Here is a 21,962-nt window from a genome sequence, read left to right on the forward strand (position 1 = left end):
TGGCAAAGCCAGCTGGGTTTGTTTTGAGAATAAAGCTGGACTGGGTCGGACCAGTGCAGGTTAGGTTGGAACGAGGAACCTGCTGTTTTGGCTAGTATAATCGTCAGCTCAGCTATGGATTAAAGTTAGTGGAAAGGAGTGGCGTGTGGATAATAGGCCTATCGGATTTTTAGATTCGGGTGTCGGTGGTTTGACGGTTGTACGTGAATTCATGCGTCAGCTGCCCCACGAAGAAGTGATTTTTATCGGCGATTCGGCGCGGGCTCCTTATGGCCCAAGGCCAGCAGAACAGATTCGTGAGTACACTTGGGAGTTGGTTAATTTTTTATTGACCAAGGATGTCAAGATGATTGTCCTAGCTTGTAACACTGCGACAGCTGTGGTCTGGGAGGAAATCAAGGAAAAGCTAGATATTCCAGTTCTGGGTGTGGTTTTGCCGGGTGCCAGCGCTGCGATTAAGGCAACCAAAACCGGAAAAATCGGTATCCTAGGGACTCCCATGACTATCCAGTCGGATATCTATCGCCAGAAAATTCAAAGTCTCTCACCAGAGACGGAGGTGACAGGTCTGGCCTGCCCCAAGTTTGTTCCCTTGGTCGAGTCCAATTCCAGCCAATCTAGTTTGGCGAAAAAGGTAGTCTATGAGACTCTGGAGCCCATGGTGGGACAGGTGGACACTTTGGTCTTGGGTTGTACCCATTATCCTATTCTTAGTCCCATCATCCAAAATGCAATGGGACCACATGTCCGTCTGATTGACTCTGGAGCAGAGACGGCGCGGGATATTTCCGTCCTGCTCAATTATTTCCAGATTAACCGCAGCCGTCAGGCAGGCGAGGTTCATCATCAGTTTTACACCACTGCCAGTCCTGCGGCCTTTAAGGAGATTGCGGATAGTTGGCTCGAACAAGCAATAGAAGTGGAGCACGTCGATCTATGACAGAAAAGATTTACGAATACAAGGACGAGCAGAACTGGTTCATCGGTAAGTGGGGTGGTCTTGGTTTAATCACTCTCTTAGGAGATACGATGGGTGAAGAACTCTATTTCTTAAACCATGAGCTGGGACGCCTACTCGAAAATGATGAAACTGTTGCTGAGGATGAGAGTTACGATGTCACGATTGTCAAGATGGCCAGTGACTTCCATTTGATTCGCTTTATCGTTGAGATGATTGCCCAGGAGACTGGTCGTGATTTGGCAGTTCGTCAACATCAGGGCAGTATCTTGGTGACAGAAGGTGAACGTATACGCCTGGTTCATTTGCCAGCTCAGGGTGTTACGGTGAATGATTTCTTCGGGCAGACTGAGCAAGGTTTGTCTGACTTTGGAGACACCATCCTCATCGCCACGAAAAATGAAGGTAAGACCAAGGAATTCCGTAAGATGTTCGAGCGTCTGGGACTTAAGGTCGAAAACCTCAATGACTATCCTGATTTACCCGATGTCGAAGAGACGGGTGTGACCTTTGAGGAGAATGCCCGTCTTAAGGCGGAAACCATAGCAGAGCTGACTGGCAAGATGGTCTTGGCTGACGATTCCGGTCTCAAGGTAGACGTTCTAGGCGGTATGCCTGGAGTCTGGTCTGCCCGTTTTTCAGGACCTGGAGCAACCGATGCCAGCAACAATGCGAAACTGCTGCATGAACTCGCCATGGTCTTTGACCAAAAGGACCGCTCAGCCCAATTCCACTGCACGCTGGTAGTCGCCAAACCTGGCGCAGACAGTTTGGTTGTCGAGGCAGACTGGGACGGCTATATTGCCTTTGCTCCTAAGGGTGAGGAAGGCTTTGGCTATGACCCGCTCTTCCTGGTTGGTGAGACCGGTAAGACCTCTGCAGAATTCGGTGTCGATTATAAAAATGAGCACTCCCATCGTGCCCTAGCATTGCAAAAACTTTTGGAGGTATTTCCAACATGGCAAGCTACACATTCCTAGTTATGAGTGATTCTCATGGTGACCGACACGTTGTCGAGGATATCAAGCAGCACTACCAAGGCAAGGTCACAGCCCTGTTTCACAACGGAGATTCTGAACTGCCTTCGACCGATCCTATTTGGTCTGGCATAGAGGTAGTTCGTGGCAATTGTGACTATGATAATGGTTACGAGGACACGAATGTTCGTCACTTCGGAGAGGTGACCCTGGTTCAGACCCACGGACACTTGCAGGGCATTAACTTTGGCTGGCAACGATTGGATTTGTTGGCTCAGTCAGAGGATGCGGATGTCTGTCTTTACGGTCATCTTCATCGGGCTGATGCTTGGAAAAATGGCAAGACAGTCTTTGTGAACCCAGGCTCTGTTCTCCAACCTCGCGGTGAGGTTCAAGAGAAACTGTATGCTCTTGTAGGCGTTGATGACGACAAGATTTCTGTTGATTTTTATAGCCTCAATCACCAACTCTATCCAAGTTTATCAAAGGTATTTGAACGATGATTGCCAAAGAATTTGAAGATTTTCTAATCGGTCACCTTGGGACCTACCTGATTCCAGCCAAGGATTTGGCTATCTTTATCGATAGTCATAACGTTGAGCACGTCACTCTGCTTTTAGCCAATAGTGGTCTTTCGCGCGTCCCTGTTATTACTAAGACTGGACACTATGTCGGTACCATTGCCTTGGGAGATATCATGAAGTATCGTAACCAGTATGGTTTGTCTTCTGAACAGGTGGCCAAGCTAGACATCGAGCTCATGGTTGACACTCGGATTCCGACAGTGTCTGATATGGCTTCCTTGACGGAAGTTATGCATAAGCTTGTCGACACTTCCTTTCTGCCTGTTCTGGATAAGGATGGTGTCATGCTTGGAATCATTACCCGTAAGGCCATTCTCAAGGCTATCAACAGTCTTTTGCATGACTTTACCGACCACTACGAGATTCAACCTAAATGAACCCACTGATTCAATCCTTTCTAGCAACCAAATCTCTTTCTGCTAATTCTCTCAAGGCCTACCAGTATGATTTGCAGGGATTTTTGGCCCTTACAGGTGGTGTGGTCAATGCGGAGCGGCTGAAATTGTATGAGCAGTCGCTAGTCTCCCTTAAACCGTCTGCCCGCAAGCGTCAGCTGTCCACAGTCAACCAATTTCTTTATTACTTGTACCGTCAGGGCTTGACGGATGCTTATTTTAGGCTGGAGAATGCGGAAAAGCCGGTTCAGATAGCCTTGGAGAAGGAGCGACTAGACCGCTCAGCCTTTTATGCCTATGATGTCTTAACTCCAGGTCAGGTGATTGCAGTCTTGATTTTGGACCTAGGACTTCTACCGAGTGAAATCATTGGGCTGAGATGGGAGCAGATTGACCTGGACTTTCAGGTGCTGACCTTGAAAAATGATGCTCTGGTCCGCGTGGTCAAGCTGACGCCAGTCCTGGTGGACATGCTGAGTCAGCTAGAACAGTCTGAGACTTACTTGTTTGAGAGAGCTGGTCAAGCCTATTCCCGTCAATGGCTCAACAAGAGTTTAGCCGCTTTCCTCAAAGAGCTTGGGCAGCCTGACTTGACCCCTCAAAAATTGCGTCAGGATTTTATTCTCAAGGCGGTTGAAGAGGGAGTGTCTCAGGCTGATTTGGCGCGACAGCTTGGTCTGAAGACGGGTTTAACCTTGGAAAAATTTTACAAACACAATGGATATTAAATTAAAAGACTTTGAAGGGCCCCTGGACCTCCTCTTACACCTGGTTTCTAAGTATGAGATGGACATCTATGAGGTGCCCATCGTTGAGGTTATAGAGCAATATCTGGCCTATATCGCAACCCTACAGGCCATGAAGTTGGAGATTGCAGGGGACTATATGCTCATGGCCAGCCAGCTGATGCTAATTAAGAGTCGGAGGCTTCTGCCTAAGGTTGTCGAAGAGACGCCAGAGGAAGAGGACCCTGAACTGCTCTTGCTCAGCCAGTTGGAGGAATACCGCCTCTACAAGGAACTCAGCCAGGAGTTGGCCAGTCAGCATGACCAGAGAGCCCTGCATTTTTCAAAACCCAAGCAGGAACTAATTTATGATGACATGGTCCTCAACCAAGACAAGACAGCCATGGATTTATTCTTAGCTTTCTCAAAAATTATGGCTGCCAAACAGCAACAAATCAAGCAAAATCACACAGTCATTGAGCGTGATGATGTTAAGATTGAGGACATGATGGTGGTCATCGAGGACCGTTTTAAAGATCAGTCTAGTCTGACCTTGGGGTCAATTTTTATGGAAGCTCAGACCATCAATGAGGTCATCACTATTTTTCTAGCGACCTTAGAGCTGATTAAGGTCCATGCCATCCAGGTAGAGCAAGCAGAGCCTTTCGGGCCTGTTATTTTAAGAAAGGAAGTCCATGTCTCATCTCGCCAAGATTGAAGCCCTGCTTTTTGTGGCAGGCGAAGAAGGTCTCAGCGCTGCGCAATTAGCCCAGCTGGTGGATTTATCAGCGCCAGCCCTCATGCAGCAACTGGATAAACTAGCTAAAAAATATCAGTCTGATTCGGATTCGGCCCTGCTCTTAGTGGAAACCTCGCGGCGTTATCGCTTGGTGACCAAGGATGAGCATGCTGAGTTGCTCCGCCATTATGCCAAAACCCCAACCAACCAATCCCTCTCTCGGGCAAGTCTTGAGGTCCTCTCCATCATTGCCTACAAGCAGCCCATTACACGGATTGAAGTCGATGATATTCGGGGGGTCAATTCTAGTGGTGCAATAGCAAAGCTGCAAGCCTTTGATCTTATCAAGGAAAATGGTAAGAAGGAGGTCCTGGGACGGCCAAATCTCTATGTGACGACAGACTACTTTATGGACTTCATGGGAATCAATAGTTTGGAAGAACTGCCTGATGTGTCCAGTATTGAACTCAAGGATGAGGAAACTTCCCTTTTTAGGACAGAAGAAGCCTTGACTGACCAAGCAGGATTTGTAAAGTCGGAAACTCAGGTAGACGCAGGGGAAGTAACACCAGGACTCTTGGCTGAACAAGCAGACATGGGAAATATAGAAACTCTACCAAGTGAAGCAGATTTGGCAATAGAAGAAACGAAGGAACAAGGAAATTAAAGCAGATGCGTATTAACAAATTCATTGCCCATGCAGGCGTAGCCAGCCGTCGTAAGGCGGAGGAGCTGATCAAGCAGGGGTTGGTTACCATCAATGGACAGGTTGTCCGTGAACTGGCAACGACTGTTAAATCAGGTGATGTTGTCGAAGTTGAGGGAAGCCCAATTTACAACGAGGAGAAGGTTTATTACCTCCTCAATAAGCCCAAAGGCGTTATTTCCAGTGTCTCTGATGAGAAGGGAAGAAAGACCGTCATCGACCTCCTGCCCCAGGTCAAGGAGCGGATTTATCCGGTTGGTCGTCTAGACTGGGACACAACTGGGGTGCTCATCTTGACCAATGATGGGGACTTTACCGATAAGATGATCCACCCCCGAAATGAGATTGACAAGGTCTATGTTGCTCGTGTCAAGGGCCTAGCCAACAAGGAAAATCTCCGTCCCTTAACCAAGGGTGTGGTCATCGATGGTAAGAAAACTAAACCAGCCCGTTACAATATTATCAAGGTTGATCCTGAAAAGGGCCGTTCGGTGGTTGAGCTGACCATCCATGAGGGACGCAATCACCAGGTCAAGAAGATGTTTGAAGCTATTGGCATGCCCGTAGATAAGCTCTCACGGACCAAATTTGGGACCTTGGACTTGACCGGCCTTCGTCCAGGAGAAGCTCGTAGGCTTAATAAAAAGGAAGTCAGCCAGCTCCACAATGCGGCGATCAATAAGACCAAATGAAAAAACTCTTAATCGCGCCTGTACGTTTTTACCAACGGGCCATCTCCCCTCTTTTTCCGCCCTCTTGTCGCTATAGTCCGACCTGTTCTAACTACATGATTGGTGCTATCGAAAAACATGGGGCCAAGGGAGTCTTGATGGGGCTGGCCCGCATTCTTCGCTGCCATCCCTTTGTACCAGGTGGTGACGATCCGGTTCCAGATCATTTTACACTGAGAAGAAATCAAGAAAACTGACCGTCAAGATTGGCGGTCAGTTTTTTAAAATGCTATTTCTACGAGGTCTAAGCTTGTTTTTTCTTGTCAAAGACGTTGTAGATGTATTCAAAGATGGCCAGGGTAGCGAAGCCAAATCCGCAGAAGGTGAGGACGCCAGCAGTATTGGTAAAGCCAAAGGTACCTGATACTGCGTTAATCATCGGAGCTGCAAAGGCTGCCCCCAGGTTAATCCCCATAAGGATAACAGAAGTGGTCAGCGTTCCACCATTTTTAGGACCAACTTGAGCCACACGAAGGAAGGCTTGTGGAAAGACCCAACCAAAGAAAATACCAGCTACCACGACACCAGCTGTGACCATGGCAACACTAGAGGCATTGGCAACGATGAAGAAACCAGCTGCAATACCTGTGAAGGAAACGGGCAAGATAAAATTACCAATAACCTTTGAAACAGGAGCGTAGAGCAGTGCTGCAACCATAGACGCTAAACCGAGTGAAGCTAGGATAGAGGAGGCAGCAGATGGGCTAAAGAGACCAGTTTCTTGACCAAAGACAGCCATCTTAATGGTCATCATTAGGAACATGGCAAAGACTACGAGGAAAAGCAGAGCAAGGAGCAAGATGTGAGTGTTGACCGCTTCCTTGAAGTTAAACTTAGCAGGAGCAGCTTGCTCGCCTTGTGCCTTGTCATCTGGAATGGTAACAAAGAGCCAAATCATGATGAGGGGAATCAGGCCGACAAAGAATCCTGCAAAGGCAGTCCGCCAACCACCGATAATGAGGGCTGAAAGGAGGAACCCAAAGGCCGCATTCCCTAAGTTTTGGGCAGTGTTTTGGAAACCAAGCATCCCTTTTAACTGCTGACCATCATAGAAACGGTACATCAGACTAACTGAGTAAGGGTTAAAGAGCCCAATCCCTAGCCCCATCAAGAGACGGGCAGCGATGATAATTGGGAAGGATGATACCACGGCTGGCAAGACACCACCGATAGTATATAATCCAAGCCCGAAAAGTATAGTCCGTTTGATACCAAATTTATTACCGATAGCTTCCGCAAACAAGATGAGGAAAAGCACGCTGAAGTTTGGCAGGGTTGAAATCAATTCAATAGTCGATTGAGAAACCGTTGGGAATTGCTCAACTAGCTGAGTATTAGCAATCGAGATAGAGGGGGCAGTCTGTGCCAAGAGTGAGAGAGACAAGAGCGAGGCCTTGAAGAGCCAAGATGACGCATTAACTTTTTTTTCTGACATGATATTCTCCTATGTGTAAATCTGTCGAGGTTAGGTTAATTTCTAACCTGTAAGAAATGATGAAGTGTAAAATTAGTCGGCTTTTGCAGCGATATCTTTGACAGCTGCAAGACCTGCGAGGCGCCCGGAAGTCCATGAGAAACCAGAGGCAAGTCCTTCGTAAGCTGGGTAGTTTTGAGGGGCATAATAGCCACCAGCATTGGCCCCTCCAGTGTAGAGACCTGGGATTGGTTTCATGTGGACATCAAGAACGCGCAAGTCCTTATCAACACGAACTCCGCCAACTGTTCCAAGATATACAACTTGTCCAATAAAGGCATAGTATGGACCATTTTCAACAGAGTACTGCAGAGATGCAGCTGGTTTGCTGAAGAGTTTGTCCTCTTTGGCATGGATGGCTTCGTTGTACTCTTTGACGGTCAAGGCAAGAGCGTCTGGGTCAAAACCGGCATTTTGAGCTAATTCTTCGAGAGTATTGCCTTTAAAGCAGATGCCTTGAGCGACAGCTTCATCTGCCAATGCCACAAAGTTACCTTTGGCATCAGAAGCACCAGGACCAGATTTTGAGATGACCAATTTGCTGCCTTCTGTGTAGCTTTCTAAGGTTGCTTTGTCAGCGATGTAGAAGTATTTAGAGCCGACACCGAAAGCAGCGTTTGACCATTGAACAGTATCGTAAACGACATCTTCATTGGTAAAACGAGAGCCGTTTGGGTCTACCCAGAGAAGTGGTGAAAGGAGAAGTTGAGTCAAAGGAGAGTCGTTAAAACCAGCTAATTGTTTGCCTTTCGTATCTTGAGAAACGACTGACTCAGCCATCTGTGCCGCGTGGATTAGGGCTGTACCATCGATGTTGACACCACCTGCTTTTTCCATCGCTGAAAGACCTTCACCCATGTTTGGAACACCCAGAGTACGCATATTGATGGTTCTCATGGTTTTGGCTACACGACGTTTGTCGCCACCAAATCCACCTGTGGTGATGATGCTGGCCTTGGCATTGACGATGATATCTTGCCCAGTCTTGTCAACAGCTGTCAAACCAATGATCCTTCCGTCATCTTCTTGAATAAGGTCTTTCATGGTTGCTTCAAAGATAAACTTAACCCCTTCATCTTCCAAGGATTTTTGGATGGCTGGGAAGGTTCTATCCTTATCCATGTATTGATGATAAGCACCGCCACGGTAGTAGTTGTCACGGTGGGCAAATTGTGTCGTATTTTCAATTGGGTTAAGCTCAATTTCCATCCCCAGACTCTTGATTTCTTCCAGAGTTTCTTTGGCATGGGTGATGACATTTTTTAAAAGGGCTCCATTTGACAAGAAATGGTTATGTTCCTGCAATTCGTTGATAGCACCTTGGATAGTGACAGGATAGCCGAGAGCTTTTTGCTCTTCAGTTTCGACGGCGAAGAAACCAGAGGAAATCTTAGTGTTCCCGCCAACTGCCGGCAATTTTTCAAGAACGAGGACCTTGAGTCCATTTTGAGCAGCAGCGTGGGCAGCGGACATACCAGCTCCACCAGCACCTGCAACGACGACATCAACTGTATAAGTTTTTACCATGTGAAATTCCTCACTTTTGTTTTATGCTATAATTATAAGTGAATCCTTTCACAGAAAAAAAGCCTTTTAAATATCTAAAAATATGACGAAATCTATCTTTCGTCAAGAATGGAATGTCAGTTATGGTAACCTTAATTTCAAATTGTCAGACCTACACGCCTGTTGCTCCCCTACAGGAACAGTCGGATAGTCGCAAACACCTCTACATCATGGAAATGTTAAGTGAACAGTTGGTCACGACACCAAATAAGCACTTGTTGGTGCGGCCCTATGATGTGATTGTTGGTCAAGATTTATCTCATTTTAGCTTTCAGTCACAGACAGGTGCCCCTATTTTAGGTCGTCTCTATTCTCTTTACTTTGATATTCCAGGTTCAATAGCCTTCTATACGGTTGGTGATAATGCCATTATTCATGATTTGATGAATACGGACCAGGTTGGAGAAGCCTATATTATTTTTAACCATCTCCAGGCTAAGATAGTACATGCTTATTTAGATGCGATTGAGGCCTTGGAAAATATAGAGGATGCTGATCAGTACAGTCACTATCAGATTGAAAAGGTGGCAGGTCTTCTCTTCACAGAACTTTTGCGTGAGCATGAGAGCAAGGTCTCCAAATCGGGCTCAAATTTTCCAGACCGTGAGGTCAAGTATGCGACCCGTGATACCCAGTCAGGTGTTATCATGAAATACGTGCGCGAACATATTCACGATATTACCCTACAGGAGGCTGCAGCCCATTTTTCCTATCAACCTAATTATTTTTCTCGACTCTGTCGTACGCTCTATGGGACGACTTTTAATGAACTAAAGACCCATATCAAGCTGGAAATTGCCAAGGAGCAGCTGACCATGACTACCAAAAGTTTGGAAGAAATTAGCTTGGAACTGGGTTACAAGGCCTTGTCGAATTTTCATCGTAATTTTAAGGCACAAACAGGCCTGACACCGCGTGAATATCGTGTCCAAAAAGGTCATTCCTTGTCTTTTTTAGATGAGGAATAGGGATAATCTCCTTGAGAATGTTATAAAAAGTCATATTTTTAGATATCGTTTTTTATTTAATTGACAACAGAGTTGGAGTATAATGTTATTAAGTTCACAAAGTTTCTGCCTAAGATTTGCTAGCGACAGAAATATCTTAATACAAGAAAGGTCAAGCTATGACAAAACTCATTGCCCTCGTTGGAACCAATTCCGACAAGTCTACCAACCGCCAGTTGCTCCAATTTATTGCGACACACTTTGCCCCACAAGCCGACATTGAACTGATGGAAATCAAAGATATTCCAGTCTTCAACAAGAGCCTCATGGGAAATTTGCCTGCCGTGGTTAAGGAAAAAGAAGTCAAAATTGCTGAGGCTGATGGTGTTATTATTGCGACACCAGAGTACGACCATTCGGTAACAGCGGCCCTCATGAATGCGCTTGAGTGGTTCTCTGTTGGTTCGCATCCTTTCGTGGATAAGCCGGTCATGATTGTCGGTGCTTCATATGGAACCCTAGGTTCTTCTCGTGCCCAGGCTCAACTGCGCCAAATTCTCGATGCGCCTGAGCTCCGTGCCTATATCATGCCAAGTTCTGAGTTCCACCTATCCCATTCCTTGCAGGCCTTTAATGAAGACAATCGTTTAACTTCTGAGAAGAAAATAGCAGAGCTGGAAGCTTTGTTTACAGATTTCCTACGCTTTGTTGCCATCACAGCTAAATTGACTGCGACCCATGCCCAGCACAAAGAAGCAGTGAAACAGTTCTCTTGGGACCAAGTAAATTAGGAGGAAATTTGTATGAAACTTGTTGCTATTGTAGGCTCAAATGCCCCACATTCTCACAATCGTCTCCTGCTCCAGTATATCGGCTACCGTTTTCCACAGCTCTTTGACTTGGAAATCTTAGAAATTGCGGATGTTCCTCTCTTTAATCAGAGCAATGACCAAACGAACAATCCGATTATTCAAAATCTCAATCGCAAGATTGAAGAGGCAGATGGTGTCATTATTGCGACACCGGAGCACAACCATACTATTACAGCTGCCCTTAAGAGCACTATCGAATGGTTATCTTTCAATCTGCACCCATTTGATGGTAAGCCAACCATGATTATGGGAGCTTCTTACTACCAACAAGGGTCCTCTCGTGCCCAACTTCACCTGCGTCAAATCCTCGATGCACCTGGTGTCAATGCCATGGTCTTGCCGGGTAATGAATTTTTACTGGGGAACTGTAAGGAGGCTTTTGATGAGAAGGGCCATCTCAAGGTTGAAGGAACAGTTGCCTTTCTAGAAACCTGTCTGAAAAACTTTGTGGCCTTTGTTGAACTTATCCAAGGTTTGCAGGCTAAGACCCTTGTGGAAGTTGCACCAGTTGTGACTGATTCTGAAGATACCTCAGCTGATACTACTTCAGGTGCTTCTGAATCATGGAATGCCACTGAAGAAGTTGTACCAGTTGTTTCAACCAGTTCAGATCCATTTGAAAAAATCCTGGATGAAACTTTTGGAGCGGATTTAGGTATCGCTCTGGAAGAAGATCTATTTGATACGATTACTTTACCGAATTAAAACTTAAAAACGGATCTAGGGGTAGAGCCATTGCTGAAAAATCCATAGTAGGTAGAAAAAATGACTTTATTTAGTTCTCCATTTTTGGTATATAAAGATAAATTATTGAAAGTATAAAGATTGAAGAAATGATTAGAAAGAGATCATTTCTTCTTTTTTATAGATTTAGGCCAGTTTTCCTGGAAAAATAAAAAACATCTGTAGTGTTAATGGCTTGGAGGCTAGTGACTCACAAACATTTTTCTATGAACAATTGTTTTAGTCCCATCCAACTAAGATTTAAATGATCAAAAGATTAATTCTTTCACGCATAAAAATATTATTGAGTGAATTTTCGAAATACTATTGAATATTCTGATAAAATATGATTAAATGTGTTTGTAGCTGAATGAGCTATAAATTTATCTTTTAGGAGAAGGATATATGGAAAAGAAACATGTTTTTTCACTTCGCAAGTCAAAACTTGGCGCTGTATCTGTTCTTTTAGGTGCAGTTTTTTTATTTGCAGGTGGTCAGCAAGTAGCTGCTGATGATAGTGGAAGTGCTTTGCCAGTTGTACTTGAAACGATTGCAGAACAAACAGAACCCACTGGGAACCCTCTTGTTTTAGCATCGGAAACTGTTGAAACGGTAGCTCCAGAAGAAGTCACTGTTGTGACAGCTTTGTCAGATGAAAATCCCGAAGCAGAATCACTTGTAGCTACTGAATCGATCAGTAGTTCAGCTAAAAGAGAAGAAGTATCGAAAGAGGTTTCAGGAACAAATGTGACAGAAGCTGGTGAAGGTGAAGAATCAACTCCTGTTTATACAGCTGAAACTCCTGCCTCAAATGCTAATGGATTGACAACGGTAACCGATGCTGAAACAGTTAAATCTGAGAATAAATTGACTGAAGTTTCCTCAGAACAACCTCTCAACAATGATAGTAATGCGATTATTACAGTTCCAGAAACCTGGAAAACCGGTTATAAGGGAGAAGGGATGGTCGTTGCCATTATTGACTCCGGTTTGGATGTTGAGCATGATGTCTTGGCTATTTCTGATCTTTCAAAGGCTAAATATAAATCTGAGGCTGAAATGACTGCTGCAATGGCTAAAGCTGGTGTGACCTATGGAAAATGGTATAACGATAAAGTTATTTTTGGTTACAACTATGTTGATGCCAATTCAGAATTAAAGGAAGCTGATGCGGAGTCTCACGGGATGCACGTGACTGGAATTGCGACAGGAAATCCCAGCGAACCTGTTGGTGGTGAACTGATTTCTGGGGTGGCACCAGAAGCTCAAGTTATGTTTATGCGCGTGTTCTCAGATGTCCATAACACAACAGGTCCAGCCCTATATTCCCGAGCTATCTTGGATGCTGTCAAATTGGGAGCAGATTCAATTAACTTGAGCCTTGGAAGTGCTGCGGGATCCGTTGTCAATGCAGGAGATGAACTTAATACAGCGATTGCCTATGCAAGAAAGTCTGGTGTTAGTGTTGTTATGGCTGGTGGTAATGACGGTACCTTTGGCTCTGGGGTATCAAATCCTCTGGCAGAAAATCCAGACTATGGATTGGTTGGGAATCCATCAACCGCCAAAGATGCGATTTCAGTAGCTTCCTACAATAACACGACTATTTTTAGTGAAGTTGTTCAAATTTTGGGGCTTGAAGACAATGCAGAGCTCAACCATGGAAAGAGTACGTTTGCCAATCCAAACGTTAGTAAAATAGCGTTTGAGACGAATAAGGCTTATGAGTTAGTTGATGCTGGTTTAGGACGTGAAGAAGATTTTACTGGTAAAGATTTTTCAGGTAAATTGGCCTTGATTAAACGTGGTGAGTTGACCTTTACAGAGAAAATTGCAAATGCAACTGCCCATGGTGCTCTAGGGGTAGTCATCTATAACCATACAGCTGGTGCAAATAACATCAACATGTCTTTGGATGCTGAGGGAAGGGATATTCCATCCATCTTTATTCCTTATGAATTTGGAACTGCCCTCGCTAATGATCCGAGTTTAACTCTGATGTTTAAAGGAGAGATGGACAAGGCGGCCAATAAAGAAGCTGGTATCCTTTCTGATTTTTCAAGTTGGGGTCTGACAGCAGATGGAGAATTAAAGCCAGACTTAGCAGCACCAGGTGGATCTATTTATTCTTCTATTAATGACGGTAAGTATGCGACGATGAGTGGAACCAGTATGGCTTCTCCACACGTGGCTGGTGCAACGGTTCTTGTAAAACAATATTTAAACTCAGCCTATCCTGACAAAACTCTAGAAGAAATTGAGAGTCTGATTAAGCATTTGATGATGAGCACGGCAACTCTACATACCTCTCCTGAAACTGGTGCGTATACCTCTCCCCGTCAACAGGGAGCGGGAATTTTGGATACTGCAGCTGCCGTATCAACGGGTCTTTATTTAACTGGTAGTGATGATTATGGTAGTATTACTCTAGGAAATGTATCAGACACCTTCAGTTTTGATGTCACGATTCATAATATTACAGATCAATCTAAGACGCTCCGCTATGTAACTCACGTAGACTCTGATAATGTTGAAGATGGCTACATCACATTGACACCTCGTGAATTAACAAAAATTGAAGGAGAAACCATTACAGTAGCAGCTAATAGTAGCCAGACGGTCCACATTACGGTCGATGCTTCAGCTTATGCAGAGGAACTCAGTAAGTTGATGCCAAACGGTTATTATCTTGAAGGTTTTGTCCGCTTTTTAGATCCTACTGATGGAGGAGATGTGGTTAGCATCCCTTATGTTGGTTTCCGTGGTGAGTTTCAAAATTTAGATGTTCTAGAAAGCTCTGTGTACGATCTTATTGAAGACGGAAAAGGCGGTGTCTATTTTGCGCCTAAAGTGGATGAAGCAATTCCAGGTAACGAAAATTTCACTGGTCTCATTACGACTAGCAATGATATTGTCTACTCCAACAAAAATCAGCGAACGGATTCTGAAATTAAGACCCTCGGGACCTTTAAAAATAGTGAGGGGAATTTCGTCTTGGAATTAGATGAATCTGGTCAACCCCGTTTAGCAATCTCTCCAAATGCTGATGGCAACCAGGACTCGTTAGCCCTTCGTGGGGTATTTCTCAGAAACTATCGCAATCTCGTTGCTAGTGTCTATAGTGCTGATGATACTGAGCTGTCCAATCCACTTTGGCAAAGTGATGGGAGCGACGGTTACAAGAATTTCTTTAGCAATGACCCTAAAAATGAAAAATCATCAATCGTTTTTCCAACAGAATTTTCTGGCCTTGACAAGAACGGACAGGAATTGGTAGATGGATTATACAAATATGTCTTGACTTATTACCCTGAAGTCATAGGAGCAGAAGCTCAAACGATGGCGTTTGACATTATTATTGATCGTCAATCTCCTGTTATCACAACTGCGACTTATGATACATCAACCTATATCTTCACCCCACGTAAAGCGATTGAATATGGACCATCTGCGATCGTTAGAGACCAGGTCTTCTACCTAGTCAAAGATGAAGAGGGGAACAGTACAGCTATTGAAACCAATGCAGATACTGGCAAACTTCAGCTCGTTGATAACCGTGTCTATATTTCTAAAAATGCTGACGGCTCCTTTACCTTACCTCTAGATCTAGCTGACCTATCTGATTTCTATTATACGGTTGAAGACTTTGCTGGAAATATCGTCTCTACCAAGGTGGAGGATTTGGTAGCAATAGGGAATGAGTTGGGCCTGGTTGATTTTAATCTTTATGATAGTGAGACAAAAGAGCCTCTTGACTTAACCTATTCGTTTGCAGTCAAAGACGCTAATGGCAATCTCGTGACCAATCTTCCAAGAAACGGTGATGCCACTGATACCGTTAAATTACCTTTTGGAACCTATACTGTAGAACTCTTTATTTATGATACAGAAGGCTTTGTTTTAGATAGTCCTCGTATCGTTACAGTTAATCTGACGGAGGACGTTAGTCGTCAAAGTGCGGATTTCTACTTCACACAGACACCGACTCAAGCTGTAAGTGTTCGCTTTAATCAGGATCTCCCAGTGGGTACTAGAGTTGCTTTAATCAATGATAATGGCATGACTCTAAATTTACCAGCAGCCAAGTATAGCGCTCACACATACGGCAAGGATATTCCAGTAGGTCATTATACAATCTCGGTAAATCTCCCAACAGGATATGAGATTTTAGAAGAATTGACACTTGATGTTACTTCAAATCTCCCAACGCTGAAGACCTTAACATTAGTTAATAAGACGACGTTGATGGCGACAGCAATGGATGATGTGACTAATTCTGCTCTTTATTATAACGCCTCTGCTCAAGCAAAAGAGGGCTATGATAAAGCTCTGCAAAATGCGCAAACAGTTATTGCCAGCAAGCAAACTCAAGAAACTGTTGACCAAGCAACTCAAGCTCTCTTGCTAGCCAAGGCTGCCTTAGATGGTCAAGCAACTGATTTAACAGGTTTACTTCAAGCGGTTGCGGATGCTAAGCAAATCCAATCTGATGAAGATGTTCGCTATCAGAATGCTTCGGCTATGATCAAATCTGATTTTAACCAAGCTTTGGTCTTAGCACAGGCGGTGCTGGCTAAAGAAGGAGCTACTCAGAAAGAAGTAGATGAAGCTCTGAAACTCTTAACAACGGCTCAAGCGAATTTGGATGGTAAGGAACAAGCGACTCCAAATCCAAGCCCTCAACCTAACCCAATAGTACCTGAAGAGAAGGAGGAACTGGCGCCAGCGCCCCCAATTGTTCCAGTGGTGGCTCCTAAACAGCCAGCGATTCTTGCTTCCACAGATTATAGCGAGCCTAAAGCGAAAAGGCATGTTATTCATGTAGCTTCGGGTTCATCTGCAAGTGGTTCTGTTCAACCGATAGCGTTACAGGAGAAGCTTCCTGAAACAGGTGAACAGAGTTGGACTACGACTAGAGTCCTACTTGGCTATATAATTGTCCTCAGTGTTCTAGGTGGTCATCTCTATTTACGGATTGGTAAAGAGAAACTCTAGTCCTCTAAAATAATAATTCCATAAAACTATACTGTATTTCTATGGCCTCAATGAAAGTTGAGATAGAGATACAGTATAGTTTATTTTATTTTATTTTCTAGGAATTTAGAGTATGAAAGAAGAGGGATGAGGAGGGAAATAAATTAATATGAGCTTGCCAGTGCCAAACTTATCACTGAAATGCAATATTATAAAGTTCTTGCTAATCTAAGTTGATATTTATCAGGCCATAAAACGTTTAAACAAATATTGGTCATTAACTAAAAGTTGTATTATAAAAAATAAATTACAAATATTTCAAATGTATTACAAAAATAGTTGACAAAGTAATGTTTTAGTCATATAATGAGTACAAAAATAAAAAAGCGTTATCAAGGAGGTTTAAGATGAACGCAATTCATATTAAAAAGTTGACTAAACTTGGCCTTACTGACGGCCTGCTCTGAAACTGAAGAAACGGACCTTTCAGCCTTTCATCAAGATAATAAAACAGAGACGACCCAAGTTCAAAAAGACAAGAATAGGGAAGTCAAACAAGACAAAGAAACTGTCAACGAGTCTAGTATTTCTCAAAAAGAAGATCCAACATCCACCGCAGTGACATCAGCTCAGCCGTCTTACCACCAAGCACCGGAGACAAAACAAACGGGCCTTGATGTCAAAGGAATAGCAAACGGAGATTACTCAAGTATTGTAGGAACTTGGGAAAATAATCAGGGACAGGGTCTCATTTTTGATCAAACTGGTTTAATGGCCTACACCAAAGCCTATCGTGACGGTAAAATTGTCAAAAGGGAAGTCAGTCTTTCCATATTACGGATTGAAGAGAATATAGTTTTAGGAGAACTTGGTTTTACGGATAGTCTCTACGGTGGAGGTCGTGTAGACTTTATACCTGCGGGAATCCAAACATTAGGAGATAAGCTGACTTATCAACAAGATGTCATTTTAGTTGGACAATCTGTAAACGCAGAGTATGAGCCATATTATCGGGTTTCTAATTCTATTCAAATTCCAGAATCAGTTAAAGTAGATGACGAATCTACTATAGAGGAGGGAGTCGCTACTGATTCTTCATCAAATTTAGCAGCTCCAGGTACCCATATTTTTACAAAAGATGCACCTGTTCGATCTAAGGCCAGCTTAGATGCAAAGATTGATTTTACTTATGGCACTGGACAGAGTGTTTACTATGACCAGACTTTTGTTAGCGAAGGTAAAACTTGGATTTCCTATGTCAGCTCCTCCGGGGTTCGTCGTTATGTTGTGATTGATTAAAATATAAAAGGGGGTGGGAGTGAAACGGTCTCTTCTCAGACCGTTTCACTCCCACCCCCGCACAGCTCTAACAGTCAGGGAAGTGACTATTGGAGGTTGGAAATAAGGGAAACAAAGTTTCCCACATTCGTTAGGGTTTTAAAAGCTGACAACATCAGTGTATTAGAGCTCATTCAGCAGTGGTTCATTGGTGCTAAAGCACCTAATGAACTGTGCAGGGGACTTTCTAGGCTGGCAAAGCCAGCAGAAAGGCTCCCAACCACTGTGTTAGAATGTTAAAACGAACTCTAGGAAGTGAGGTTGGACTTTATGCCCAGCCTTTGTTTGTTATATAATCAATTGAATTAACTTTGATTCATCCTTGTCTTCGCCTGGTCGTAGCCAAGTACTTTCTGCGTCTTACCGATTTTTTCAAAGTTCTTTATTTGACTATAGCTTAGACCATGTTTTTGGGAGGAAAAGGAGAAGCATTGGGTAGATTTCCAATCGCCCAGCAATCATAGCAATCGATAACAAGAATTTGTTAAATGGACTATAGATGGCAAAGGTATCCGTCGTTCCCAGCATCGGACCGATATTGTTAAAGGTTGAGGCGGCCCCCGAAAAAGCTGTCATAAATGTGTCGGTATCCAAGGTTAGGCAGAAGGTGACTGCTAAGAAAATCAGCAAGTAAATTGTTAAATATTTAAGAATGCTGTGTTGAGTTTTCTTGTCCAGAACCTGACCATTGACATGGACTGCAAAGAGTCGATTTGGATAGAGGGTTGACAGAGCTTGCGTGCGAGCGATTTTAGAAACGATGACTGCCCTAGCAACCTTGAACCCACCGGCAGTTGAACCTGCTGAACCACCGATAAACATAAGGAGGAGTAGGACAAACTGTGAAAAAAGAGGCCATTTACTCATGTCCAGTAAGCCGAAACCAGTAGTTGTGATGATGCTTGACACTTCAAAGAAGGAATACTCAATGGTTTGTGCCAGTGATGAATAAAGGTGACCAATATTAAGGACAATCATCACGGTTGCGCTAAGGACGATTAAGAGATAGGCACGAAGCTCTTCGTCACCGAAGAAGGCCTTAAACTTGCGAATCAAGAGCAAGTAGTAGAGGTTGAAATTGACTCCGAAAGCCAGCATACCGATTGCCACGGTGTAGTTAATCAGTGAGGAGTGATAAGGGGCTAGACCATCATTGTAAACAGTAAATCCACCGGTACCAGCAGTCCCCATGGCGATAATTAAACTATCATAGAAGGGCATTCCTTCGAAAAAGAGGATGAGGGTAAAGACGGCAAACATGACCAGATAGATGATATAGAGAAGTTGGGCCGTGTCTTTTAGTTTGGAGACCAATTTTCCAAAGACAGGTCCAGGGACCTCGGCTCGCATGACTTCCAAGTGGGCATTCTTATTGTTGGCCATAATGGCAAGGGCGAAAACCAACACTCCCATCCCCCCAATCAGGTGAGTAAAACTTCTCCAGAACATGAGAGAAGGTGAGAGAACTGAAACATCAGGGAGAATTGTTGCCCCTGTTGTTGTAAATCCTGACGACACTTCAAAGAAGGCATCGATGATGGAAGGGATTTGTCCGGCAAAGACAAATGGCAGAGCCCCGAAGAAGGACCACATGACCCAAACCAGGGCCACAATCAGCAGACCTTCCTTGGTGTAGATGTGGAGGTTCTTGGGTTTGACTGCATTACCTGCCAAGCCAATCAAGAGACAGAGGCCGATTGTGCCTGTGATACTGGTGATGACCTTCATAGGCTCGTGATAGATAAAGGCTACAATCAGGGGGATAAAGAGTAAGCCAGCTTCAATGATGAGAAGCTTGGCTAAGAGGTAGCGTACCATACTTTTATTCATGTTACTTACCTCGCCAATAGGTCATTGATATGACGGATGTTTGGTTGGAGGCTGATAACGATAATTTTATCACCCAACTGGAAGGTATCATAACCTGATGGAACCAGAGTTTTGCCTTTGCGAATGATAGCTGCGATGATAATGTTCTTTTTCAGCTTGATAGTAGAGAGTTGCTGACCAATCATTTTACTGGTATCAAGGATGTCAAATTGTAAGGTCTCAATTTGGCCATTGGCAACGTGGTGCATGGCTTCAAGACTGAGTTCTTGCGCATTTTCACGACCGCGAATAAAGTGCATGATGGAATCAACAGCGATAGCCTTTGGCGTGACGATAGTAGAGAATTCTTGACTATCAATGATTTCCAAGAGGCTAGTGCGGTTAACCTTAGTGATGTTTTTGTTAATGCCCATCTTTTCAAGATACATGGAAGCGACAATGTTTTCTTCGTCCACGCCAGTCAAGGTTGCAACAGCATCGTAGCTGAGGGCAGATTCTTCCATGAGGAGGTCTTTAGCTGTACCATCGCCAAGCACCACATGGAGATTAGGAAAGGCTTCCGTGAAAAATTCTGCCCGTTTAGCGTCTATTTCAATCAGCTTCACCTTGAGGCGAGTATTTTGGAGAATTGCCATAAGATAATAGGCAATTTTCCCTGCACCGATGACCATAAGACTTTTAACGACTTGAGGTCTGATAAAGTTGTGGAGGAGATTGACTTCTACCCGACTCCCGGTAACGAAGATGATATCGCCAGTCTTAATCACATCATCTCCCTTAGGAATGATGACCTCGTTATTGCGTTCAATAGCACAGACCAAAACGTTGCCAAATTTTTGGCGAAATTGGACCAGGCTCATCTTGCAGAGTTTGCTATCAGGTTTAATTTTGAATTCCATGAGCATAACGCGACCGTTGGCAAAGTGTTCAACAGAGCGAGCATTTGGGAATTCAACCGTATTGGCAATGTAGCGAGCAGCCAATTTTTCAGGGTTTACCAGCATGGAGAAGTCCAAGAAGTTTTTATTTTTGAAATAAGCGTTGGAGTATTCAGGGTTACGAACACGAACGACAGTTTCCTTAGCTCCCATTTTCTTGGCTAGAACAGCCGCAACCATGTTAACTTCATCCTGGTTAGTCAGGGCAACAAAAATGTCACAGTCTGCAATATCAGCCTGTTCTAGAATCTTGTAGTTGGCACCGTTGCCGACAATTCCCATGATGTCATAACGTTTGGTTACCTTTTCAAGGACAGTACTATTTTGTTCAATAAGAACGACATCATGATTTTCACCAACAAGAGAGCGACAGAGGGCCGTACCAACTTTTCCTCCACCAACAACGATAATTTTCATGTGTGTTAAAACCTCCAGGCCAGTCTTTTCCCATTTAACTGGCACATATAGCACCTATCATACTCCTTTTTTACCTAAAATGCTAGAGATTTTTCTGTAAAATGAGACTAAAGTTTTGTTACAAACATTACATGATTCTCCAATTTTTTGGTAAAAACTTAGGCAAATCGATTGACATCGAGAATCAAAGTGATATACTAGGAACATGATTTCGTTAATTTAAATCAAACCTGTTATGATTTAAGGTAATGAAACGCCGTTAACCACGCAATCTGCTGAGCTTGACTCCGGGTTGCGTGGTTTTTTTCTGCCTGAAAAAATCGTGATATAATAGAAGTCAAAAGCAGCTAGCTCTGCTATGAGCAAGCCCAAAAATCAAGAAGAGGAAGTAAGCATGAACCTTGAAGAAGTGATAAAGCAAGACAAGCAACTGGAGCGAGGCCGCAACCATGTGGTGCTCTACCAACCACAAATTCCAGCCAATACTGGAAACATTGCCCGAACTTGTGCAGCGACCAATAGTCCGCTCCACATCATTCGTCCTATGGGATTTCCCATTGATGACAAGAAAATGAAACGGGCTGGTCTGGATTACTGGGATAAACTTGATGTTTGTTTTTATGATAGTCTTGAGGAGTTTATGGCTGGCTATGAGGGGCAACTTCACCTGGTGACTAAGTTTGCGGATGCAACCTATTCGGAAGTGTCCTATGCGGATGACCAAGACCATTATTTTATGTTTGGACGTGAGGATACGGGTCTACCAGAGGATTTTATGAGGGCTAACGCTGAGAGGGCCATTCGTATTCCTATGAATGATCAGCATGTGCGCAGTCTCAATGTCTCAAATACGGTCTGTATGATTGTCTATGAAGCCCTCCGCCAACAAGACTTTGCAGGACTGGATAAGACTTTTACCTATGAAAAGGATAAGTTGAAGTGATGAAGAAAAGCTGGTCAAAATGAAGAGACCCCCTTATAATGGACAGTATAAAAAGTACTATACTGTTCTTATAAGGAGGTTCTTTTCTCATGGCTAAAAAAGGAAGTAAATTTACAAAGTATCCA

17 protein-coding genes and 2 pseudogenes are annotated in these 21,962 nt (G+C 43.8%); 15 read left to right on the forward strand and 4 right to left on the reverse strand.

Features of this window, described 5'->3' with window-relative positions; all coding sequences use genetic code 11:
• The first annotated feature begins 145 nt into the window (after positions 1-145).
• The 9 genes and pseudogenes from racE (at position 146) to yidD (ending at position 6,012) form a co-directional block, all read left to right on the forward strand.
• On the forward strand, positions 146-940 hold the full coding sequence (racE, locus tag ACFORF_RS09315; RefSeq protein ID WP_380427599.1) for a glutamate racemase: 795 nt from the start codon (positions 146-148) through the stop codon (positions 938-940).
• Positions 937-1,938, forward strand: coding sequence for a nucleoside-triphosphate diphosphatase (locus ACFORF_RS09320; RefSeq protein ID WP_380427601.1), 1,002 nt, complete (start codon positions 937-939; stop codon positions 1,936-1,938). Before racE ends, ACFORF_RS09320 begins: the two co-directional genes overlap by 4 nt.
• Complete coding sequence (locus tag ACFORF_RS09325; protein ID WP_380427603.1) at positions 1,917-2,438, forward strand: metallophosphoesterase; 522 nt, start codon at positions 1,917-1,919, stop codon at positions 2,436-2,438. The genes ACFORF_RS09320 and ACFORF_RS09325 overlap by 22 nt, the downstream gene beginning before the upstream one ends.
• Positions 2,435-2,896: a cyclic-di-AMP-binding protein CbpB gene (gene cbpB, locus ACFORF_RS09330; protein WP_380427605.1), complete on the forward strand. Its 462-nt coding sequence runs from the start codon at positions 2,435-2,437 to the stop codon at positions 2,894-2,896. The genes ACFORF_RS09325 and cbpB overlap by 4 nt, the downstream gene beginning before the upstream one ends.
• Complete coding sequence (gene xerD / locus ACFORF_RS09335; protein WP_380427607.1) at positions 2,893-3,642, forward strand: site-specific tyrosine recombinase XerD; 750 nt, start codon at positions 2,893-2,895, stop codon at positions 3,640-3,642. Before cbpB ends, xerD begins: the two co-directional genes overlap by 4 nt.
• Positions 3,632-4,357: a segregation/condensation protein A gene (locus tag ACFORF_RS09340; protein ID WP_380427609.1), complete on the forward strand. Its 726-nt coding sequence runs from the start codon at positions 3,632-3,634 to the stop codon at positions 4,355-4,357. Before xerD ends, ACFORF_RS09340 begins: the two co-directional genes overlap by 11 nt.
• Positions 4,335-4,925, forward strand: a pseudogene (scpB, locus tag ACFORF_RS09345) (SMC-Scp complex subunit ScpB); the annotation flags it as partial. The gene ACFORF_RS09340 and the pseudogene scpB, both read left to right, overlap by 23 nt.
• A gap of 125 nt (positions 4,926-5,050) precedes the next feature.
• Entirely contained in the window at positions 5,051-5,776 is a 726-nt protein-coding gene (locus tag ACFORF_RS09350; RefSeq protein ID WP_380427610.1) for a pseudouridine synthase, read from the forward strand.
• Positions 5,773-6,012 carry a membrane protein insertion efficiency factor YidD gene (yidD, locus tag ACFORF_RS09355; protein WP_380427612.1) on the forward strand — a complete coding sequence of 80 codons (240 nt, stop codon included), beginning with the start codon at positions 5,773-5,775 and terminating at the stop codon, positions 6,010-6,012. Before ACFORF_RS09350 ends, yidD begins: the two co-directional genes overlap by 4 nt.
• A 47-nt stretch (positions 6,013-6,059) precedes the next feature.
• On the opposite strand, the gene ACFORF_RS09360 is transcribed toward yidD, so the two are convergent.
• Complete coding sequence (locus ACFORF_RS09360) at positions 6,060-7,250, reverse strand: MFS transporter (RefSeq protein ID WP_380427614.1); 1,191 nt, start codon at positions 7,248-7,250, stop codon at positions 6,060-6,062.
• Positions 7,251-7,322: 72 nt separating this feature from the next.
• Positions 7,323-8,816: an FAD-dependent oxidoreductase gene (locus ACFORF_RS09365; RefSeq protein WP_380427616.1), complete on the reverse strand. Its 1,494-nt coding sequence runs from the start codon at positions 8,814-8,816 to the stop codon at positions 7,323-7,325.
• A 122-nt stretch (positions 8,817-8,938) separates the two neighbouring features.
• On the opposite strand from ACFORF_RS09365, the gene ACFORF_RS09370 reads away from it, so the two are divergent.
• From ACFORF_RS09370 to ACFORF_RS09390, 5 genes and pseudogenes are all read left to right on the forward strand, one after another.
• The gene (locus ACFORF_RS09370) at positions 8,939-9,823 is read left to right on the forward strand and encodes a helix-turn-helix transcriptional regulator (RefSeq protein ID WP_380427618.1); all 885 of its coding nucleotides are present in this window, start codon (positions 8,939-8,941) and stop codon (positions 9,821-9,823) included.
• Between the two features lie 158 nt (positions 9,824-9,981).
• A complete protein-coding gene (locus tag ACFORF_RS09375; RefSeq protein ID WP_380427620.1) occupies positions 9,982-10,593 on the forward strand; it encodes an NADPH-dependent FMN reductase in 612 nt (203 codons plus the stop codon).
• Between the two features lie 12 nt (positions 10,594-10,605).
• Positions 10,606-11,134, forward strand: a pseudogene (locus ACFORF_RS09380) (NADPH-dependent FMN reductase); the annotation flags it as partial.
• 668 nt (positions 11,135-11,802) lie between these two features.
• Positions 11,803-16,392, forward strand: coding sequence for a S8 family serine peptidase (locus ACFORF_RS09385; RefSeq protein WP_380427622.1), 4,590 nt, complete (start codon positions 11,803-11,805; stop codon positions 16,390-16,392).
• 420 nt (positions 16,393-16,812) lie between these two features.
• Positions 16,813-17,670, forward strand: a complete 858-nt coding sequence (locus tag ACFORF_RS09390; RefSeq protein WP_380427624.1) for an SH3 domain-containing protein — start codon at positions 16,813-16,815, stop codon at positions 17,668-17,670.
• 429 nt (positions 17,671-18,099) lie between these two features.
• On the opposite strand, the gene ACFORF_RS09395 is transcribed toward ACFORF_RS09390, so the two are convergent.
• Positions 18,100-19,539 (reverse strand): TrkH family potassium uptake protein, encoded by a 1,440-nt coding sequence (locus ACFORF_RS09395; protein ID WP_380427626.1) that lies wholly within the window; start codon positions 19,537-19,539, stop codon positions 18,100-18,102.
• Positions 19,540-19,544: 5 nt separating this feature from the next.
• Positions 19,545-20,894, reverse strand: a complete 1,350-nt coding sequence (trkA, locus tag ACFORF_RS09400) for a Trk system potassium transporter TrkA (protein ID WP_380427628.1) — start codon at positions 20,892-20,894, stop codon at positions 19,545-19,547.
• Positions 20,895-21,288: 394 nt separating this feature from the next.
• On the opposite strand from trkA, the gene ACFORF_RS09405 reads away from it, so the two are divergent.
• Complete coding sequence (locus tag ACFORF_RS09405) at positions 21,289-21,837, forward strand: tRNA (cytidine(34)-2'-O)-methyltransferase (RefSeq protein WP_380427630.1); 549 nt, start codon at positions 21,289-21,291, stop codon at positions 21,835-21,837.
• Positions 21,838-21,962 lie beyond the last annotated feature (125 nt).

This window comes from Streptococcus caprae, assembly GCF_042649745.1.
Lineage (GTDB): Bacteria > Bacillota > Bacilli > Lactobacillales > Streptococcaceae > Streptococcus > Streptococcus caprae.